The organism is Candidatus Rhodobacter oscarellae, assembly GCF_001078595.1.
GTDB classification, from domain to species: Bacteria; Pseudomonadota; Alphaproteobacteria; order Rhodobacterales; family Rhodobacteraceae; genus Rhodobacter_B; species Rhodobacter_B oscarellae.
In genome coordinates, this window is record NZ_LFTY01000002.1 from 377,773 (window position 1) to 394,791 (window position 17,019).

Below are 17,019 nucleotides of genomic sequence, written 5' to 3' on the forward strand. Positions count from 1 at the left end.
TGCGGGCTACTGAAAGGCCATCACAAAGATTGATTCCAATTGCCCGGCAACTAGAATAAACGGTCGAGATCAAACGCATGGAGACTTTCATGAAGAAGACCCTGCTCGCCCTGTCGATCGCGTCACTGGCAACCGCGACCACCGCCGAGCCGGTGGATGAGCGCACCGCGCGCAAGCAGCTGTTCAAACCGAAAGGGTTCTCGGTTGAGTATGTCGAGGACAGCGGCCTGACCGAGCAACAGCAAGGCTTCTTTAAGATCCTGGTCGAGGGGCGGGACTCGCGCCAAGAATTTGGCACCCTGGCGCGCTATTACGGCGCGATCACCGTGTCCCCGTCGATTTTTGAGGGCGATATTGGCGCGCTGCTGCTGACCCCTGAAGAGGTGCCGTTCCAGTTCGCGACGGGATATCACAGCCCGGGCGCGGCGGATGCCGCGTCGCTCGAGGCGTGCAACGCGCAGGTGCGCGGCGAGCAAAAGGAATGCGTGATCGCGGCGCGCATCCTGCCCAAGCGCTTCTCGGAGCGCGATTTGACGATGTCTTTTGCCGCCACGGCCAATTTCAAGCTCTATCGCGGCGCCGACGCGCCAAAGGCCTTTGCCATTTCGCCTTCGTCTCAGGCGTTTGGCCTGGCAGAGGGCGCGACCGCCGCGGACGAGGCCCTTGGCGCTTGCAACGGCCTAATCGAGCAGGAACAGCCGCGCGACTGCGTGGTCGTCATCGCCGACGAGTAGGCGATTCCGTACCTATGACCCTAAATGCTGCCTGCGCGGTCGCGTGCAGGTTGCCGCAAGCGGCGTCAAATTGTATCATCTTGCATTAAGCATTTTAAGAAACTTGCGCGGGTAGTTATGTAGGATACGCCTTTTTAGTTCTGGGGGACGTGATGACTTATAGCCAGCAGCTCGATCAGGCGATCCAGCGACTGCACGACGAAGGCCGCTATCGCACGTTCATCGATATCGAGCGCCAGAAGGGCGCCTTTCCGCATGCGATCTGGCGCCACCCGGACGGATCGGAGCGCCCGGTTACCGTCTGGTGCGGCAACGATTACCTGGGCATGGGGCAGCACCCGGTCGTTCTGGCCGCGATGCACGAGGCGATAGACGCCACCGGTGCGGGCTCTGGCGGCACCCGCAACATCTCGGGGACCACGGTGTATCACAACCGCTTGGAGGCCGAGCTTGCCGATCTGCACCAAAAAGAGGCGGCGCTGCTGTTCACCTCGGCCTATGTCGCGAATGATGCGACACTTTCGACATTGCCGCGATTGTTTCCAAATCTGATCATATACTCCGACGCGCTGAACCATGCCTCGATGATCGAGGGCGTGCGCCGCAATGGCGGGGCAAAGCGGATATTCCGGCACAACGACGTCGCGCATCTGCGTGAGCTTTTGCAGGCCGACGACCCCGCCACGCCCAAGGTGATCGCGTTTGAGAGCGTCTATTCCATGGATGGCGACATCAGCCCCATGGCCGAGATCTGCGACCTGGCCGAGGAATTCGGCGCGCTCACCTATCTTGACGAGGTGCACGCGGTCGGCATGTACGGCCCGCGCGGCGCCGGCGTGGCCGAGCGTGATGGGCTGCTCGACCGGATCGACATCATCAACGGGACCCTCGCCAAAGCCTATGGCGTGATGGGGGGCTACATCGCCGCGAGCGCGAAGATGTGTGACGCCATAAGGTCCTACGCGCCTGGCTTTATCTTTACCACATCGCTGCCGCCGGCTGTTGCTGCGGGTGCTGCGGCCTCGGTCGCGCATCTCAAGACCCACCAGGAGCTGCGCGATCAGCACCAGACCCAGGCCAAGATCTTGAAATTCCGCCTAAAGGGGCTCGGCTTGCCGCTGATCGACCACGGCACCCATATCGTGCCGGTGATGGTGGGCGATCCGGTGCATACCAAGCTGATGAGCGACATGCTGTTGGAAGAGCATGGCATCTATGTGCAGCCAATCAACTTCCCCACGGTGCCGCGAGGTACCGAAAGGCTTCGGTTCACACCATCTCCGGTCCACGGACCGGATGAGATGGACCGACTTGTTGCCGCATTGGACACGCTCTGGTCCCACTGCGCGTTAAACCGCCAAGACCTCACCGGATAATTTGTCCACAGGTGCAATAGCTCTGGACCTATGCTAACTTAAGCGTAAGAGAGTCGCCAAAGCGCGAATCGGCGCTCGAGGGGATGAAAAGAGAACGCGGGGCAAAGGGCATGATCGGGCGGCGCAATGCACCCCCTGAAAACCCAGAGATCGACGAACCCAAAGGGTTCGACGATTTTGACCTGCGTCTTGGCGATATCATGCGCGGCGAGCGCGCCACCCTGGGCAAGTCGCTCTTAGACGTGCAGCGCGAGTTGAAGATCAAGGCGAGCTATATCGCCGCGATTGAGAATTCTGATCCTTCCGCATTCGAGACCCCCGGCTTCATCGCGGGCTATGTGCGGTCCTACGCGCGCTATCTTGGCCTGGACCCGGAATGGGCCTTCTCCAAGTTCTGCGAAGAGGGCAACTTTACTGTGGCGCATGGCTTGGCGCCTGCTGCCTCGGGGCCGCGGACCGCAAAGATAGAGGCTTCGCGCTCCACCGGTTTGGGCCGCGACCCGTTCGAGCAGCCGAATACGCCGTTTGTGCCGCGCGCCGAGAGCATCTTTAGCCGGATCGAGCCCGGTGCCCTGGGATCGGCGGCGGTTCTGGTCGCGCTGATCGGAGTGATCGGCTATGGTGGCTGGACCGTGCTGCAGGAGGTCCAGCGCGTGCAATTCGCGCCGGTGGACCAAGCGCCGGGTGTGACCGCCGAGATCGACCCGCTTACCGCCTCGCCTGAGCTCGCGGTGGACACCGCGGGCACCCTCCTGTCCAGCCCGTCCCCGACCGAAGGGCTTGACCGCCTTTACCGCCCGCAGGCCTTGGACGTGCCGGTTATGACCGCGCGTGATGCGCCGATCGCCAGCTTGGACCCGACCAAAATCGCCACCCTTGTGGAGGTGCCGGACAGCACGCCCACGGATGTGGCGCCGCTTTCGGCGGATCCGGTGTCGATTGCGCTGGCCGAGGCGCTGGGCGTGGACCTGCCCGAGGCTCCGGCGGTGCAAGTGACCGAGAAGGACATCCCAGAGGTTGTTATGTACGCCTCGAACCCCGCCTGGGTGCGCGTCTCGGCGGCCGATGGCACAACGCTCTTTGAGCGCATAATGGACGCCAACGAGACCTGGACGCTTCCAAAGACTGAGGTCACCCCGCTTTTGCGCACGGGGTATGCGGGGGCGATCTACTTCCTGGTTGATGGCCAGCCCTACGGACCGGCGGGCAAGGGCGCGACGGTTGGTAAGAATATCGCGCTTTCTGCCAATGACTTGAAATCGGTCTACGGGGTCACGTCTGACCTGGAAGACATAGATCTGGATGCGATTATTCAGGATGCGGTGCGGCAGCGGGACGCGCAGTAGCGACTTTTGACGCAGTCTTTTTTGGCGCATGCGCAATACTGGAGCGGATCGCAAAGAATCTGAATCAGGTTTTCAAGCGGAACGCGGCAGAAAGCTTTGGCCAATCAATTACCGTTTGTTAGCTTTTATCTTGGAATATTGCTGGGACATGCATACGACTCTCAGCGGAGCTTGGCGCGATGATGAAGGCTATGGAAATTCAAGGGGCTCGCCCGAGAAGATAACATGTTTCTTTACCTCCCCTTAAGGCGAATCGCCGGAAGATAGGGGAGGGTGGACGGGGGAACTTCTGATCGCGCTGTTAACCAAAGGTTAGGCAGTATTAAGGGGCTCTTCACACCGGAATCAGACGTGTCATCACAGCGGTCCGCCTTTAACTTGCGGCATCAATCCGAAGGCAAGCGCCCGCTGTATCAGTGCCTTCCGTCGGAGTCCGATTCAATGCCCGGTTCACGTTGCTCGCGAACAGCTTTGGCGTCGCGAAAGAGTTGCAAGGATTCGCGGTTGCTTGGCGTCCGGAGGCGACCTATCTAAGACGTGAACGCGGCAGCGTTGAGGCGCATCCATGGACCACAATCACATCCGCCCCTGGCGCAATATCTATCGGCGCAAATCTCGCCAGATCATGGTCGGGAATGTTCCCGTTGGTGGCGACGCACCGATCTCGGTGCAGACAATGACCAACACCGACAGCGCGGATGTCGCCGCGACCGTCGCACAGGTAAGGGCCTGTGCCGAGGCCGGCGCTGACATTGTCCGGGTCTCGACCCCCGATGAGGCATCTACCAAGGCGTTGGCCGCGGTGGTGCGTCAAAGTCCGGTGCCGATCGTTGCGGATATCCATTTCCACTACAAACGCGCCATCGAGGCGGCGGAGGCCGGCGCGGCCTGCCTGCGGATCAACCCTGGCAATATCGGCTCTGCCGAACGCGTCAAGGAGGTGATCAAGGCGGCCAAAGATCATGGGTGCTCTATTCGCATTGGCGTTAACGCGGGCAGTCTGGAAAAGCACTTGCTGGAGAAATACGCTGAGCCCTGTCCGGACGCGATGGTCGAAAGCGGTCTCGATCACATCAAGATCCTTCAGGACAATGATTTCCACGAGTTCAAGATCAGTTGCAAAGCCTCTGATGTCTTCCTCGCAGCGGCGGCCTATCAGGCCCTGGCCGAGGCCACAGATGCACCGATCCACCTCGGGATCACCGAGGCGGGCACGCTGAATGCGGGCACGGTGAAATCCGCCATCGGTTTGGGCAACCTGCTTTGGATGGGGATCGGCGACACGCTGCGCGTAAGCCTTAGCGCGGACCCCGTCGAGGAGGTCCGCGTGGGCTATGAGATCCTCAAGGCGCTCGGCCTGCGCCACCGCGGTGTGAACATTATCTCTTGTCCCTCCTGCGCGCGCCAGGGCTTTGACGTGATCAAGACTGTCGAGATCCTCGAGCAGCGGCTGGAGCATATCAAGACGCCCATGTCGCTGAGCATCATCGGCTGCGTCGTGAACGGGCCCGGCGAGGCGCTGATGACCGATGTAGGCTTTACCGGCGGCGGGGCCGGGTCCGGCATGGTCTATCTGGCGGGCAAGCAGAGCCACAAATTGTCAAACGACCAAATGATCGAACATATCGTCGAGCAGGTCGAGGCGCGGGCCGCCGCGATTGAGGCCGCGCCCGCCGCCGCTGCGGAGTAGCGCGCGTTAGCCGCGCTCTTCGGCGATAATCTCGCGCATGGCATCCAGCGGCACGTAACCGCGCACCATCTGATCCCCGAACACAAAGCTGGGCGTGCCGCTGATCGACAGGCGCTGCCCCAGGGCGCGGTTCTGCGCGATGATCCGCTGCACGGCCTCGCTGGACATGGCGGCCATCACCGCATCCGCATCAAGACCCTGATCCGAGGCCATCGCCCGCAGGCTGCGCTCGCTGATCTGGCCGCGCATGGTCATCAGCCCATCATTCACGGCCTTATAGGCCTCATCGCCGCCGACCTCGCGCACCGCCAAGGCGAATCGCGAGGCTTGCACCGATTCCTCGCCCAGGATCGGGAACTCTTTGACGATCAGCCGGATATTGCCGTCGGATGCGATCAGCTCGGCAACCTCTGGGTGGGCGCGCTTGCAGTAGCCGCAGCGGTAATCGAGAAACTCCACGATGGTCACGTCGCCATCCGGGTTGCCGCCGACCCAGCTTGTGGGGTCGTTCAGCAACGCGTCGGCGTTGACCTGCAAGAGTGCGATGTCATCGGCGGCCTGCTGGTCGGCCTGGCGGCTCTCCAAAACCTGGATCGCCTCCATCAGCACCTCTGGGTTGTCCAGCAGATAGGCGCGGATTTCTGATCGGAGCGCGTCCCGCTCTTCAGCGCTCATCGCGCTCATGTCAAAGGCGGCGACCGGCCCCCCAACAACCAGGGCCAGGGCGGTGGCAGAGAGCAGGCGGGTGAGCATCAGCAAAGTTCCTTTGGTTAACCGGCGCGTTTAGCCGCTCCTAGCACATCTTGGGCGCGGTTCCACCCCGCGGAACCCTGCGGCAGCAATCCGGCGGCGCGCTTGGCATGCACCGCCGCCGTCTTGAGATTGCCGGTGATGGCGTAGCGCTCGGCGGTGATCAGCGAGGCCATGCCGTTATTGCCAGCCCGCGCATAGGCCGTGGCCAGATCGCGCATCATCCTTGGATCACGGGCGTCTCGCGCCCTTGCCGCAACCAGCACCTTCAGCGCCTGGGCATTGGAGCTGCGCGTGTTCAGCGCCACCAGCGCCCGCCCATGACCGGCCAGGATCAGCGCGTTGCGCGGCGCCAAGCTCACGGCTTTTTGATAGGCCTGGGCGGCGGCGGCGTAGTTGCGGCTTTCCAAAAGGATCTGCCCGCGCAGCTCGTGCACATAGGGGTCATTCGGGCGCATCGCGGCCAGCTTGTTGATCTCGGCAATCGCGCGTTTGGTGTCGGGCTTGCGGTGATAGGCGATGGCGCGGCGCATCACGGCGATATCAGAGCCGTCCTTCTTCTTCACCTTGCGCAGGGTGAAGCTGGGGGCGTTCAGAAACGCCGAGAGCTTGCCCTTGGCGCGCGCGAACCAATACTGCGCCTCTGGGTTCGGCTTGGCGGCGTTTTTGTAGGCCGCGGCATAGCCATGCACTGCCCGCATGCGGTCCCGGGTCAGCGGGTGGCTGCGGATGTAAGGGTCCTGCCGCGCGGCGTTCAGCACCTCTTGGCCGCGGAAATAGTCCAGCACATCCGCCATGGCTTTGGGGTTGATCCCTTTCTGCGCCATGTAACGCAGCGCCGCCTGGTCGGCAGAGGATTCCTCGGCCCGCGTGTGGCCCAAGAACACCCGGCTGGCGGAGCTGGCCGAACCGGTCGCGATACCAGCCGCGGCCTCGGCATTGCCAGTGCCAGCACCAACGGCCAAGGCCAAGAGCAGCCCGAACCGCGCCGCACCAGAGGCGGCCCGGCGGTTGGCAAGCCGCCGCGTGAGGTGGCCATTGGCGATATGGGCCAGCTCATGCGCGAAAACCGCCTGCAACTCCTCGGCGGTCTTCACCTTCTGGATCAGTCCCGAATGGATGAAAATATGCTTGGTATCCACCACGAAGGCGTTCAGCTTTGGATCGCGCACCACAAGCACGCGGATGTTTGTCGACAGCCCGGCGGCGTTGATCAAGGGCAGCGCCAATTGCCGCAGCGCGTGCTCGATATCGGGGTCTCGCAGGATCGTGACCGCGCGTCCGGGCAGGGCCGACGCCATCAGCACCGCTGCGATTAGAAGGATTTTAATCGAAACTAGGCTATGCGCTCGAAAAATGCCCGCCATTGACCTCTCGCAATTTTTGGGGTGCAGGTGACACGGGCATATTCGGAGACAGAGATGCGGAACTCAAGGCGCAGCCAGGTCGATCCCTTCATTGTGATGGATGTGATGGAGGCCGCCCGGCAGGCGGAGGCTGCGGGTCGGCACATCATCCATATGGAGGTGGGCCAGCCCGGCACACCTGCGCCGCTCGGCGCGCAACAGGCGGTGGCGGCCCGGATGGGCCGCGATCCTATGGGCTATACCGTGGCGCTGGGACTGCCAGAGCTGCGCGCGCGCATCGCAAGGCTCTATAAAGACTGGTATAATCTTGACCTGGACCCCGCCCGCGTGATCGTCACCTCGGGCTCCTCCGGGGCGTTCCTGCTGGCCTTCAACGCGCTGTTTGACAGCGGCGACCACGTCGGCATCGGCGCGCCCGGCTACCCGTCTTACCGGCACATCCTGACTGCGCTGGGCCTGACGCCGGTGATGATCGACGCCGCGGCGGAAAACCGCTTGCAGCCGGTGCCGGGCGATCTGCCCGGTGATCTGGCCGGCGTGATGGTGGCCAGCCCGGCGAATCCCACCGGCACGATGCTGGATCGCGCCGCCCTGACGGCGCTGATCGAGGCCGCGCAGGGGCAGGGCACGGCGTTCATCTCGGACGAGCTCTATCACGGGCTGGAATACGAGCGGAAGGCGGTCAGCGCGCTGGAGATCAGCGACGATGTTTATGTGATCAACTCCTTCTCGAAATACTTCAGCATGACCGGATGGCGCATCGGCTGGATGGTCGTGCCAGAGGACCACATCCGCACCGTCGAGCGGCTGGCCCAGAACATGTTCATCTGCGCGCCGCATGTCAGCCAGGTCGCCGCGCTGGCCGCGATGGAGTGCGACGAAGAACTGCGCGGAAATCTGGATGTCTATCGCGAGAACCGGCGCCTCCTGATCGACGGACTGCCGGGGGCCGGGTTCGACAAGTTCGCGCCGCCCGATGGCGCCTTCTATGTCTACGCCGATGTGAGCGAACTGACCCAGGACAGTCGGGGTTTCGCCGCCGAGATCCTGGCAGAGGCGGGCGTGGCAGTGACCCCGGGGCTGGATTTCGACGCCAAGCGCGGGGCCGGGACGCTGCGTTTCTCTTACGCGCGCTCCACCGAGGACATGGTCGAAGGGCTGGCGCGGTTGCGGGACTTCATGCAGCGGCGGTAAGCCTGGTCGGTGGACCACGTAGGGGGCGCCGCTGCGCGCCTGGTCTTTACTCTTCCGTGTGCGTCAGCTCTGGCACATCCGCGGCGCCGGCGGTGCCGCGCCCGGAAAGAGAGGGGTTTTCCATGAAGAAGCGGTGGCAATTGAACGGGTGTTCAATTGCGGCGACGTCCTCGCGCGTAAACCTGCCATCCGCCGCCATCACCCAGCTCTGCGACTGATCCGCGAGGTTCGCCGCCATGATCTGCCCGACGATCTGCGCCTTCACGGTGGCGTTCTGGATCTCTACCAGCGTCTCCACCCGACGATTGAGATTGCGCCCCATCCAGTCCGCAGACGAGATGAACACGCGCGCCCTTTTCGCCGGAAGCCCGTGCCCGTTGCCAAAGCAGACGATGCGCGAATGCTCCAAGAAGCGGCCGACGATGGATTTCACCCGGATGTTCTCGCTTAGGCCTTTGATGCCCGGGCGCAGCCCGCAGATGCCGCGCACAACGAGGCTGATCTTAACGCCCTTCTGCGAGGCCGCATAAAGCGCGTCGATCACATCGGGCTCGACGAGCGAATTCATCTTGGCCCAGATCTCGGCGGGCTTACCAGCCACGGCATGCTCGGCCTCTGCCGCGATCAGCTCTAGAAGCTTGCCTTTGAGGGAAATCGGCGAGATCGCCAGGTTCTCCATCCCATCTGGCGGGGCGTAACCGCCGACATAGTTGAAGACCTTGGTGGCGTCGCGCCCCAGCCGCGCGTCGCAGGTAAAGAGCGACAGATCAGTGTAAACCCGCGCGGTGATTGGGTGGTAGTTGCCGGTGCCAAAATGCGTGTAGGTCACCAGCTTCTCTCCCTCGCGCCGCACCACGGTCGAGATCTTGGCGTGGGTCTTGTAGTTGAGGAACCCATAGACGACATGGGCGCCCGCGCGCTCTAGCTTGCGGGACTGGCGGATATTCGCGGCCTCGTCAAAGCGCGCCTTAAGCTCGACCAGGGCGGTGACGGACTTGCCCGCCTCCGCCGCCTCGCATAGCGCGTCCACGATGGGGCTTTCATTCGAGGTCCGGTAGAGCGTCTGCTTGATTGCCACGACATTTGGGTCGATGGCCGCCTGTTGCAGAAAGCGGATGACCATGTCGAAGGTCTCGTAGGGGTGGTGCAGCAGCATGTCCTTCTGCCGGATGGCAGCGAACATGTCGCCCTCGTGGTCTTGCACGCGTTCGGGTACCCGCGACGTGAAGACCGGCCATTGCAGGTCCGAGCGGTCGTCCAGCACCAACTCTTTCACGTCGGCCATCCCGATCAGCCCGTCGAACTCGATCACCTCGGCCTCGTCCACGCCAAGCTCGGCCATAATGACGCGACGCAGCGCGCTTGGCGCGCCGGACGAGAGCTTTAGCCGGATCACTTCGCCGCGGCGGCGGCGCTTTAGCGCCACCTCGAACTCGCGCACCAGGTCCTCGGCCTCGTCCTCGACCTCGATATCGCTGTCGCGCAGCACCCGGAAGGCGCAGTGGCCCTTCAGCTTGTAGCCGGGAAACAGCGTGCCGACATGCAAGAGCAGCAGCTCTTCGAGCGGCAGAAAGCGGCGCCCGCCATCCTCCAACGGCAGGGCCACGAAGCGGTCGATCTGCTGCGGGATCGGCAGCAAGGCGCGCAGGTCGCGCCGGTCCTTTTTGCGCTCCAGTTGCAGCGCCAGGGTGAAGCCGGTGTTGGGGATGAAGGGGAATGGGTGCGCGGGGTCGACGGCCAGAGGCGTGAGCACCGGGAAGACCTGCGCCATGAACACCTCGTCAAGATGCGCGATGTCTGCCTCGGTCAGCTGGTCGCGCCGGACCAGCGTGATCCCAGCGCCCTCCATCTCGGCCTTGAGCCCGTCCCATACCGCCTGCTGGCGCATCATCAGCCCGCGCGCGTCCTCGTCGATGAGTTTCAACTGGTCCGCCGGCGAAAGGCCATCGGCGGCCGGTGTTGTGTTGCCCGCGTTCGCCAGCTCGCGCAGACCGGCCACGCGCACTGTGTAGAACTCGTCAAGGTTGGCGGCCGAGATTGACAGGAACCGCAGCCGCTCCAGCAGCGGCGCGCGCGGGTTCTCGGCCTCTTCCAGCACCCGCCAGTTGAAGCCCAGCCAGCTAAGCTCGCGGTTAAAGAAGCGCCTCGACCCGGCGAAGTCCTCGTCGGGAAGCTCAACAGCGGGCGGAAACGGGGCCCTGAGAAAATCGGAAAAAGTCATACACACCCAGCTAGGAGGCTAATGTTACGGAGGAGTGACAGTTATGACGCCTCGGTGGCCAATTTGTCCAGTACCGGCCCGGCCAAAGCCTTGGTGATGCGCCGTTTCTGCGCCAGCGCGGCCTGGTCGAGCGCGTCTACCAGGCGGCCCGCGCCCGCAAACGAGCGCTCCATACGTATCATGAGGTAGGGCAAGAGATCTGCATCCAGCGCGATCTGACGATCCGCGAAGAGCTTTACCAAGACGGCCGCCAGCAGCTGATCATCGGGGGCGTCGAGGCTCACCATGCCGGTGCCCTGCAGGCGGCTCTTGATGTCCGGCAGGGACAAGTCCCAGCGCGCGGGAGGGGTCGCGGCGGTGATCAAAAGCGGGGCGCCGTTCTGTAGCGCCAGGTTATGAAGGTGAAACAGCGCCTCCTCGGCAGCCCTGTCCCCCGCGATACGGTCGGCATCCTCAACGGCGATGGGGCCGGCGGCCAGCGCCTCGACCTGGCCGGGCACCTCCGCGGCGGGCGCAATCCGCGCGCCGACCATCGCCGCCCAGACATGCGCCAAATGGGTCTTGCCGGACCGGGCCGGACCGACCAGCAGCATTTTGCCCTGTGGCCAATCATGCCAGGACTGGATCGCCTCCACCGCCGCCGCATTGCTGGGCGCGATAAAGTAATCGCCACGCCCCAGGGCGGGTTCCGAAGGCAGGTTTAATGTCAGCTGCTCGCTCATGAGGGCGCAGAGTATAGCGGATCTGTCGGGGTTTGAAACCCGCGTTTAGAGGGGTGCGACCGGTTTTGTCGGTCCAGTATGGCGCGATTTGCTTAACATATGCGTCTACGCCTGTGCCTTCCAGGGGCCATCGGGGGGCACGCGCGTCCTAGCCTTTGGCGAGGCGCCCCAGAATCTCGCTGGCGAGGGCCGAGATCTCCTGTGCGGCGGGCCCTGTCGATTGCTTCTCTCGCGCGGCCAGCCCCAACCCCAGGGTTTCCGCGAAGACCACCCGATTGCCGATGACGGTCTTGGCCGCTGTTGCCCCTAGATTTGCCAACTCTCCGACCATGGCGTCCGCAATTTTAGTGCCGGCGCGCGCGCGGTTCAGAACGGTCATCACCGGGGCATCTGCGCGCTCGGAAAGCTCCAGCACGCTGTCCGTCGCCCATAGGTCCACCGCCGAGGCTGCCACGGGCACGACCACCAGGTCCGCGGCCCGCAGTGCGTGGCGGGCGTCGCTGTCGGCCTTGGGCGGGGTGTCGATCAGCACCAAATCGTGGCTGTCCAGAAGCTTCTTGACCTCATAGCTCACCCCCCAGGCCGAGGCGGTGGCAAAGTCCAGGCCCGGCGCGTCCACCTGCTCCAGGCGGGTCATGAACCAACGCCCCAGGCTGCCTTGCGGGTCGGTGTCCACCACGGCGACGCTTGAGCCCCGTGACGCGAGCTCGACCGCGATATTCGCCGCAAGTGTCGTTTTGCCGGAGCCGCCCTTTTGCTGAGCAAGTGTGATGACGTGGCCTGGCATGGAATCCCCCAATGAAATCTCGGCCAGTATGCCTGAAATGCTGCGCCTGCACAATGAAATGCTGCTATGCGGCAATTGCGCGGCTGCGCGCGCGAGATGGGCCTGGATGCGGGTTATGACCTTTGCGCGCGCCCGTGCTAGACTTAAGGCGCTGATTCGAAAGGGATGGAGCGTGAGGCGACTGGGGAAAATGCAACGGGTAACCGGGCTATTGCTTGCCAGTATGCTGCTTGTGGGCTGCAACACCAATGGGGCGTCCTTTGCGCCCTCCGCCAGCAAGGCGGGGTTTCGCGACAATTACGTTGTCGCCCGAACGGCGCTAGAGCGCGGCCAATACGGCAAGGCCGAGCGCGGCTATGCCAACCTGCTAAAGAAGGCCGGTCCGCTGGAGCCGCGTCTTCGGCTGGAATACGCTCATGCGCTGCTGCGGGGCGGCAAGTACGAGAAGGCCTCGGCCGAGGCTCGCGTCGTGGCCTCGGTGCTGGACGGGCGCGGGCGCTCTGCCGCGCTGGCGGTGCAGGCCACCGCGGATCAAGAGATCGCCCGGCGCGCCATCAACAAAGGCGTGGCCGATGCCGACGCGATCGAGCGCCTGGTCGCCGCGAGGGCGGGTTTCGACGAGCTTCTTCAGAAACATCCCGACCTGGATCCGCTTGGCGCGATGGCCCTGCGCCGCAGGACCATTGATGTCGAGCTGTCGACGATCCGCTAGGTCGCGCGCCTGCGCTTGACATGACGCTGCAATCCGCATGGTTCGCCTTTTTGCTGCTGCTCAGCCCCGCCGTCGGGTCTTTTCTTGGCGTGCTGGTGGAGCGCCTGCCCGCGGGGCGGTCCCTATTAGAGCCATCTAGCTGCGCGGCCTGCGGCGTGCGACTGCGCTGGCGGCACATGGTGCCGATCGCGTCGGCACTGGCGCTACGGCAGCGCTGCGCGGCCTGCGGCGCGCCTTACCCGGGGCATTTGCTGCGAATAGAGCTGGCGGCGGTGCTGGTGACGGTTCTGGCGGGGTCTATCGCATCGGGCCCGGTGGCGCTGACCATGCTGGCGGGGGCGTTCTGGTGCCTGGTGGCGCTGTTCTACACCGACCTGCACACGCTCCGCCTACCTGACCCATTAACCGGCGCGCTGGCCCTTCTGGCCTATTGCTGGGCGATCCAGGACCCCTCCCGCAGCCTGATCGAGCCGCTGCTGTCGGGGGCGGGGGCCCTGGCCGCGTTCTGGCTTGTGCGCTGGGGCTACTTCCAATGGCGCGGGCGCGAGGGGCTGGGCCTGGGGGATGTGAAACTCGCCGCCGGGCTGGGCGCTCTGGTCGGCTGGGCCGCGATGCCATGGGTGACCCTTGTGGCGGCGATGCTTGCCTTGGTGCTGACCGCCGTCGAGCGATGGCGGGGTGGCGGGGTATCACATCCCGAGGCGCGCATCCCATTTGGCACATACTTGATCGGCGCTACATTTGTCGTCTTAATGGTTGTATAAGGGAACCCGTGTCCTTGGGTCTGGTGCCGCATAAACGCCCGCGTGCTTTGGGCTGGAATACATTGCATGAACCGATAAACGTAGAGCCATGAAAATGAGTAAAGCTGCATCCACCGTTGCTTTGATGTCCTGCGCGCTCGCGCTAACCGCGGCGATGGCGGCGCATGCGCAGCAAACCGCCGAGGGCGAGCTTGTCCCCTTGGGGGTGGTCTCTGCGGCCTACCAGGCCGGGGACCATACTGCCGCGCGCGAGGGCATTCGTGCGCATGCAGAGGCTGGGAACGCGCTTGCACAATTCCGCCTGGGCTACATGATCGCCAATGGCGAGGGCGGCCCCTTTGACCGCGCTGAGGCGACGCAATGGTTAGAGGCCGCCTTGCAACAAGGTCACGCCGAGGGGCACACGCTGCTGGCGCGGGTCTACATGTCCGGCAATCCCTAGCAGCCCGACTACGTCCGAGCGGCGGAGCTTCTGCGGCCCGGGGCCGAGGCAGGGGAAGCCGATGCGCTCTATTACCTGGGGCGGTTGCATCGCGTTGGGCGCGGGGTGGAGGGCGACGTCGAACGCGCGTTCCAGTTGCTGCGCGCCTCGGCGCGCGCGGGGTTCGCGCCCGCGCAGCTGGACGTGGCGCAGATGTATTCGCGCGGCGAGGGCACCGCGGCTGATCCCGCGCAGGCCTCGCGCTGGCTGCTGCAAGCGGCGGAGGGTGGCAATGCCGAGGCGCAGATGTCGCTATACTACAACTACACGCGCGGCACTGGCTTTCCCAAGAACGAAGAGACCGCGCAGGAGTGGCTGATACAGGCTGCGAGCAACGGCCATACCATGGCGCAGCGTGTCCACGGATCGACGCTGTTGTTTGCCGAGAATGCCGCCGAGGAAGACCTGGCAATGGGACTGGACCTGCTGGGCAGGGCCGCGGTCAAGGGCGAGGCTGGCGCGCAGTCGAACTTGGGATATGCCTACATGACCGGCGTTGGCTTGGAACAAGATGTGGAACAGGCCCTGGAGTGGTACACGCGTGCCGCTGACCAAGGGCTGACCCGCGCCGCCCTTGTGGTGGGAGACCTCTACAGCGGTGACAAGGGCATCGCCCCAGATCCGGATCTGGCCCTGAAGTACTACCAAATTGCCGAGCTTGGCCGCAGTGAGATCGCGCAGATGCGCCTGGGAGAGATGGTCTTGGAGGGCGTCTTTGCCAACCAGGAAGAGCCCGAGCGCGCCATTCACTGGGTGGCGGCAGCGGCGGAGACGGGCAATGCCGCGGCGCGCGACTGGCTGAAGGATCGCGCAAGCGCCGAACCCTACGCGGCGCTGCGACTTGGGCTGATCTTTGCGGACGGGCTGGGCGTTGACGCCGACGCGGCGGCTGCCTTGCCGCTGATCCTGGCGGCGGGGCAGGGCGGCATGCGCCCGGCGCAGGAACGCCTGGCAGATATCTACGCGGGCGGCGCCGGGGTCGAGCAGGACTATGTCGAGGCGCATAAATGGGCCAACCTCGCCGCCGCGAATGGCAGCGAAGCGGCGGTGGATCGCCGCGACACCCTGGCCAGTCTGATGACCCCCGAGCAGGTGGCGGAGGCGCAGGCACGCGCCAAGGCCTTTATGCGCGCGCAATGAAGCTCCTGCCCGCGCTTTCCTTTGCGATCGCCTTGGCGGTCTATCTGATCGCGGCTCCCGGCTTCGCACAATCGCTCTCAGAGATCCGCGCGGCCGCCAATGCCGGCGACGCAGGCGCGCAGTTTGCCCTGGCCGAACGCTACCGAACGGGCGCGGGCGTATTGCAGAACAACGCAGCGGCGGCGGCCTGGTACGAACGGGCCGTGGCCCAAAACGAGCCGCGCGCGGCGAATGCTTTGGGCGGAATGTTGCTGGTCGGGCTCGGCGTGGAAAAGGACCCAAAGCGTGGCATCGCCTTGCTCAGGGATGCGGCTGCGTCGGGTGATCCGGGCTTTATGTTTCAGCTCGGCAGCGCGCTGAACCAGGGGCTGCATGGCGCGCCCGAGCCTGCGGCCGCGGCCGAGCAGTTCCGGGCCGCCGCGGCGCTGGGCCATGACAACGCGATGGTCTCGCTGGGGCTGTTGCTCCAAGAGGGCAGCGGCGTTGCGCAGGATTTCACGCGGGCGCTAGAGCTTTACCAGGGCCCCGCAGAGCGCGGCCACGCCCGGGCGCAAAACAACCTCGGCCTGCTCTATGTGCGCGGCGACGGGGTGGCCACAGATTACGACGCGGCTTTCGCTTGGTTCCAAAAGGCCGCAGAACTGGGCCTGCCCGAGGGCATGAAGAATTTGGCCGTGATGTATGAGAACGGGTTTGGGACCGAAGTGGACGAGGATCGCGCGGCAGAGCTGCTGCGCATGGCCGTTGCGGACACCGCGGCGCAGGAGCTGCAGCTTGTTTTCGACGCAAGGCTAAAGCCGATCTCGGCGGATAAGTTAGAGCTTTATGTGGGCGGCGCCGAACTGGGCGATCCCTTGGCGAATTACTATCTGGGGCATTACCTGCTGAGCGCCGAGGCAGCGGATATCGGCGACTACCGCGAAGCGGCGCGGGCGTTTAAGTTGGCGGCCCAAGCCGGGTTGCCCGCCGCTATGGCGAATTACGGGATGCTGCTATTTGGCGGGCGCGGCGTCTTGCAGGACTTTGAGACGGGCTATGCCTGGCTTACTCTGGCGGGGTCGCTGGGGGATGCGAGTATGATATCTCTGCGCGACAAATTCGCGCTTCAGATGCCGGTGTCGCAGGTCAACGCGGCACAGGCTTTGGCCGAGCAACTGTGGGCTGAAGTTGTTGAGGGGCGCCCGTAGCGGCAAGCGGGACTTTCATTGAAATGCGCCCGCGCCCGCCGTATTATCGCAACCGTGGGGCGTATGATTTGTTGCCCCCTGAGGCGCGTTTGAAATGTTTAGGAAGGTATCTGGCTATGAAACAAGCATTACTTTCGATTTTCTCGGTGATCTTTGCGTCTGGCGCGGCGCTCGCGGCCGATGTGGAGCCGCGCCTGCAGGCCGGCGCGCTGTCCTTTAGCGGCGGGTTGGGCTTTACCAATGCGACGCTGACAATCCTCGGCCCCGACGATTTCGAGGCCGTCGAGACCGCCAGCCGTGGTCTGCCCGTGTTCCGCGTGCGCGGCGGGCGGATGCGCGACGGGTTCTACCAATACACACTGAGCGCGGCGACGGATGAGAAGATCAAGATCAAAAAGCCAATTGATAACGGCCGCGGCGGCGATGCGCGGGACTACACGTTGAAGCCCTTTCATATGAGCGGGATCTTTGAGGTATCGCGGGGCACGATCGTGCCATTGAAAGAGACCAAGTCCGGCGCTGATCTAGACGGGACCGAGTAAAGCCCG

16 protein-coding genes are annotated in these 17,019 nt (G+C 64.0%); 11 read left to right on the forward strand and 5 right to left on the reverse strand.

Annotation, left to right across the window (positions count from 1 at the left end; genetic code table 11):
• Positions 1–89: 89 nt before the first annotated feature.
• From AIOL_RS06895 to ispG, 4 genes are all read left to right on the forward strand, one after another.
• Positions 90–734, forward strand: coding sequence for a hypothetical protein (locus AIOL_RS06895; RefSeq protein WP_152912410.1), 645 nt, complete (start codon positions 90–92; stop codon positions 732–734).
• Positions 735–886: 152 nt separating this feature from the next.
• A complete protein-coding gene (gene hemA / locus AIOL_RS06900; RefSeq protein WP_049642313.1) occupies positions 887–2,110 on the forward strand; it encodes a 5-aminolevulinate synthase in 1,224 nt (407 codons plus the stop codon).
• 83 nt (positions 2,111–2,193) lie between these two features.
• Complete coding sequence (locus tag AIOL_RS06905; RefSeq protein WP_235438918.1) at positions 2,194–3,456, forward strand: helix-turn-helix domain-containing protein; 1,263 nt, start codon at positions 2,194–2,196, stop codon at positions 3,454–3,456.
• A 565-nt stretch (positions 3,457–4,021) separates the two neighbouring features.
• Positions 4,022–5,146, forward strand: coding sequence for a flavodoxin-dependent (E)-4-hydroxy-3-methylbut-2-enyl-diphosphate synthase (gene ispG, locus AIOL_RS06910; RefSeq protein ID WP_049642315.1), 1,125 nt, complete (start codon positions 4,022–4,024; stop codon positions 5,144–5,146).
• 6 nt (positions 5,147–5,152) lie between these two features.
• Here the strand turns inward: ispG and AIOL_RS06915 are convergent, their stop codons facing one another.
• Entirely contained in the window at positions 5,153–5,899 is a 747-nt protein-coding gene (locus tag AIOL_RS06915) for a DsbA family protein (RefSeq protein ID WP_049642316.1), read from the reverse strand.
• Positions 5,900–5,916: 17 nt separating this feature from the next.
• Complete coding sequence (locus AIOL_RS06920) at positions 5,917–7,263, reverse strand: M48 family metalloprotease (RefSeq protein ID WP_053101214.1); 1,347 nt, start codon at positions 7,261–7,263, stop codon at positions 5,917–5,919.
• A 54-nt stretch (positions 7,264–7,317) separates the two neighbouring features.
• Between AIOL_RS06920 and AIOL_RS06925 the strand changes: the two genes are divergently transcribed.
• Complete coding sequence (locus tag AIOL_RS06925; protein WP_049645300.1) at positions 7,318–8,457, forward strand: pyridoxal phosphate-dependent aminotransferase; 1,140 nt, start codon at positions 7,318–7,320, stop codon at positions 8,455–8,457.
• 46 nt (positions 8,458–8,503) lie between these two features.
• Here the strand turns inward: AIOL_RS06925 and AIOL_RS06930 are convergent, their stop codons facing one another.
• From AIOL_RS06930 to parA, 3 genes are all read right to left on the reverse strand, one after another.
• Positions 8,504–10,678 (reverse strand): RNA degradosome polyphosphate kinase, encoded by a 2,175-nt coding sequence (locus tag AIOL_RS06930; RefSeq protein WP_049642317.1) that lies wholly within the window; start codon positions 10,676–10,678, stop codon positions 8,504–8,506.
• A gap of 41 nt (positions 10,679–10,719) precedes the next feature.
• Positions 10,720–11,400 carry an HdaA/DnaA family protein gene (locus AIOL_RS06935; protein WP_049642318.1) on the reverse strand — a complete coding sequence of 227 codons (681 nt, stop codon included), beginning with the start codon at positions 11,398–11,400 and terminating at the stop codon, positions 10,720–10,722.
• A 148-nt stretch (positions 11,401–11,548) separates the two neighbouring features.
• Positions 11,549–12,187 (reverse strand): ParA family partition ATPase, encoded by a 639-nt coding sequence (parA, locus tag AIOL_RS06940; protein WP_049642319.1) that lies wholly within the window; start codon positions 12,185–12,187, stop codon positions 11,549–11,551.
• A gap of 190 nt (positions 12,188–12,377) precedes the next feature.
• On the opposite strand from parA, the gene AIOL_RS06945 reads away from it, so the two are divergent.
• From AIOL_RS06945 to AIOL_RS06970, 6 genes are all read left to right on the forward strand, one after another.
• Complete coding sequence (locus AIOL_RS06945) at positions 12,378–12,899, forward strand: hypothetical protein (RefSeq protein ID WP_152912411.1); 522 nt, start codon at positions 12,378–12,380, stop codon at positions 12,897–12,899.
• Between the two features lie 20 nt (positions 12,900–12,919).
• Positions 12,920–13,663 (forward strand): prepilin peptidase, encoded by a 744-nt coding sequence (locus AIOL_RS06950; RefSeq protein WP_049642321.1) that lies wholly within the window; start codon positions 12,920–12,922, stop codon positions 13,661–13,663.
• Between the two features lie 94 nt (positions 13,664–13,757).
• The gene (locus tag AIOL_RS06955) at positions 13,758–14,105 is read left to right on the forward strand and encodes a sel1 repeat family protein (RefSeq protein WP_152912412.1); all 348 of its coding nucleotides are present in this window, start codon (positions 13,758–13,760) and stop codon (positions 14,103–14,105) included.
• Positions 14,106–14,135: 30 nt separating this feature from the next.
• Entirely contained in the window at positions 14,136–15,284 is a 1,149-nt protein-coding gene (locus AIOL_RS06960; RefSeq protein ID WP_268760227.1) for a tetratricopeptide repeat protein, read from the forward strand.
• Positions 15,281–16,471 (forward strand): tetratricopeptide repeat protein, encoded by a 1,191-nt coding sequence (locus AIOL_RS24900; protein WP_049642324.1) that lies wholly within the window; start codon positions 15,281–15,283, stop codon positions 16,469–16,471. Before AIOL_RS06960 ends, AIOL_RS24900 begins: the two co-directional genes overlap by 4 nt.
• Positions 16,472–16,587: 116 nt before the next feature.
• Entirely contained in the window at positions 16,588–17,013 is a 426-nt protein-coding gene (locus tag AIOL_RS06970; RefSeq protein ID WP_049642325.1) for a hypothetical protein, read from the forward strand.
• Positions 17,014–17,019: the final 6 nt, after the last annotated feature.

Excerpts from the sequence above, each read along its gene's own strand:
- ispG (WP_049642315.1), top strand. The coding sequence starts at position 4,022 with ATGGACCACAATCACATCCGCCCCTGGCGCAATATCTATCGGCGCAAA.
- AIOL_RS06970 (WP_049642325.1), top strand. The coding sequence starts at position 16,588 with ATGAAACAAGCATTACTTTCGATTTTCTCGGTGATCTTTGCGTCTGGC.
- AIOL_RS06955 (WP_152912412.1), top strand. The coding sequence starts at position 13,758 with ATGAGTAAAGCTGCATCCACCGTTGCTTTGATGTCCTGCGCGCTCGCG.
- AIOL_RS06905 (WP_235438918.1), top strand. The coding sequence starts at position 2,194 with ATGAAAAGAGAACGCGGGGCAAAGGGCATGATCGGGCGGCGCAATGCA.
- AIOL_RS06895 (WP_152912410.1), top strand. The coding sequence starts at position 90 with ATGAAGAAGACCCTGCTCGCCCTGTCGATCGCGTCACTGGCAACCGCG.
- hemA (WP_049642313.1), top strand. The coding sequence starts at position 887 with ATGACTTATAGCCAGCAGCTCGATCAGGCGATCCAGCGACTGCACGAC.
- AIOL_RS06915 (WP_049642316.1), bottom strand. The coding sequence starts at position 5,899 with ATGCTCACCCGCCTGCTCTCTGCCACCGCCCTGGCCCTGGTTGTTGGG.
- AIOL_RS24900 (WP_049642324.1), top strand. The coding sequence starts at position 15,281 with ATGAAGCTCCTGCCCGCGCTTTCCTTTGCGATCGCCTTGGCGGTCTAT.
- AIOL_RS06925 (WP_049645300.1), top strand. The coding sequence starts at position 7,318 with ATGCGGAACTCAAGGCGCAGCCAGGTCGATCCCTTCATTGTGATGGAT.
- AIOL_RS06945 (WP_152912411.1), top strand. The coding sequence starts at position 12,378 with ATGCAACGGGTAACCGGGCTATTGCTTGCCAGTATGCTGCTTGTGGGC.
- AIOL_RS06930 (WP_049642317.1), bottom strand. The coding sequence starts at position 10,678 with ATGACTTTTTCCGATTTTCTCAGGGCCCCGTTTCCGCCCGCTGTTGAG.
- AIOL_RS06950 (WP_049642321.1), top strand. The coding sequence starts at position 12,920 with ATGACGCTGCAATCCGCATGGTTCGCCTTTTTGCTGCTGCTCAGCCCC.
- AIOL_RS06935 (WP_049642318.1), bottom strand. The coding sequence starts at position 11,400 with ATGAGCGAGCAGCTGACATTAAACCTGCCTTCGGAACCCGCCCTGGGG.
- AIOL_RS06920 (WP_053101214.1), bottom strand. The coding sequence starts at position 7,263 with ATGGCGGGCATTTTTCGAGCGCATAGCCTAGTTTCGATTAAAATCCTT.
- parA (WP_049642319.1), bottom strand. The coding sequence starts at position 12,187 with ATGCCAGGCCACGTCATCACACTTGCTCAGCAAAAGGGCGGCTCCGGC.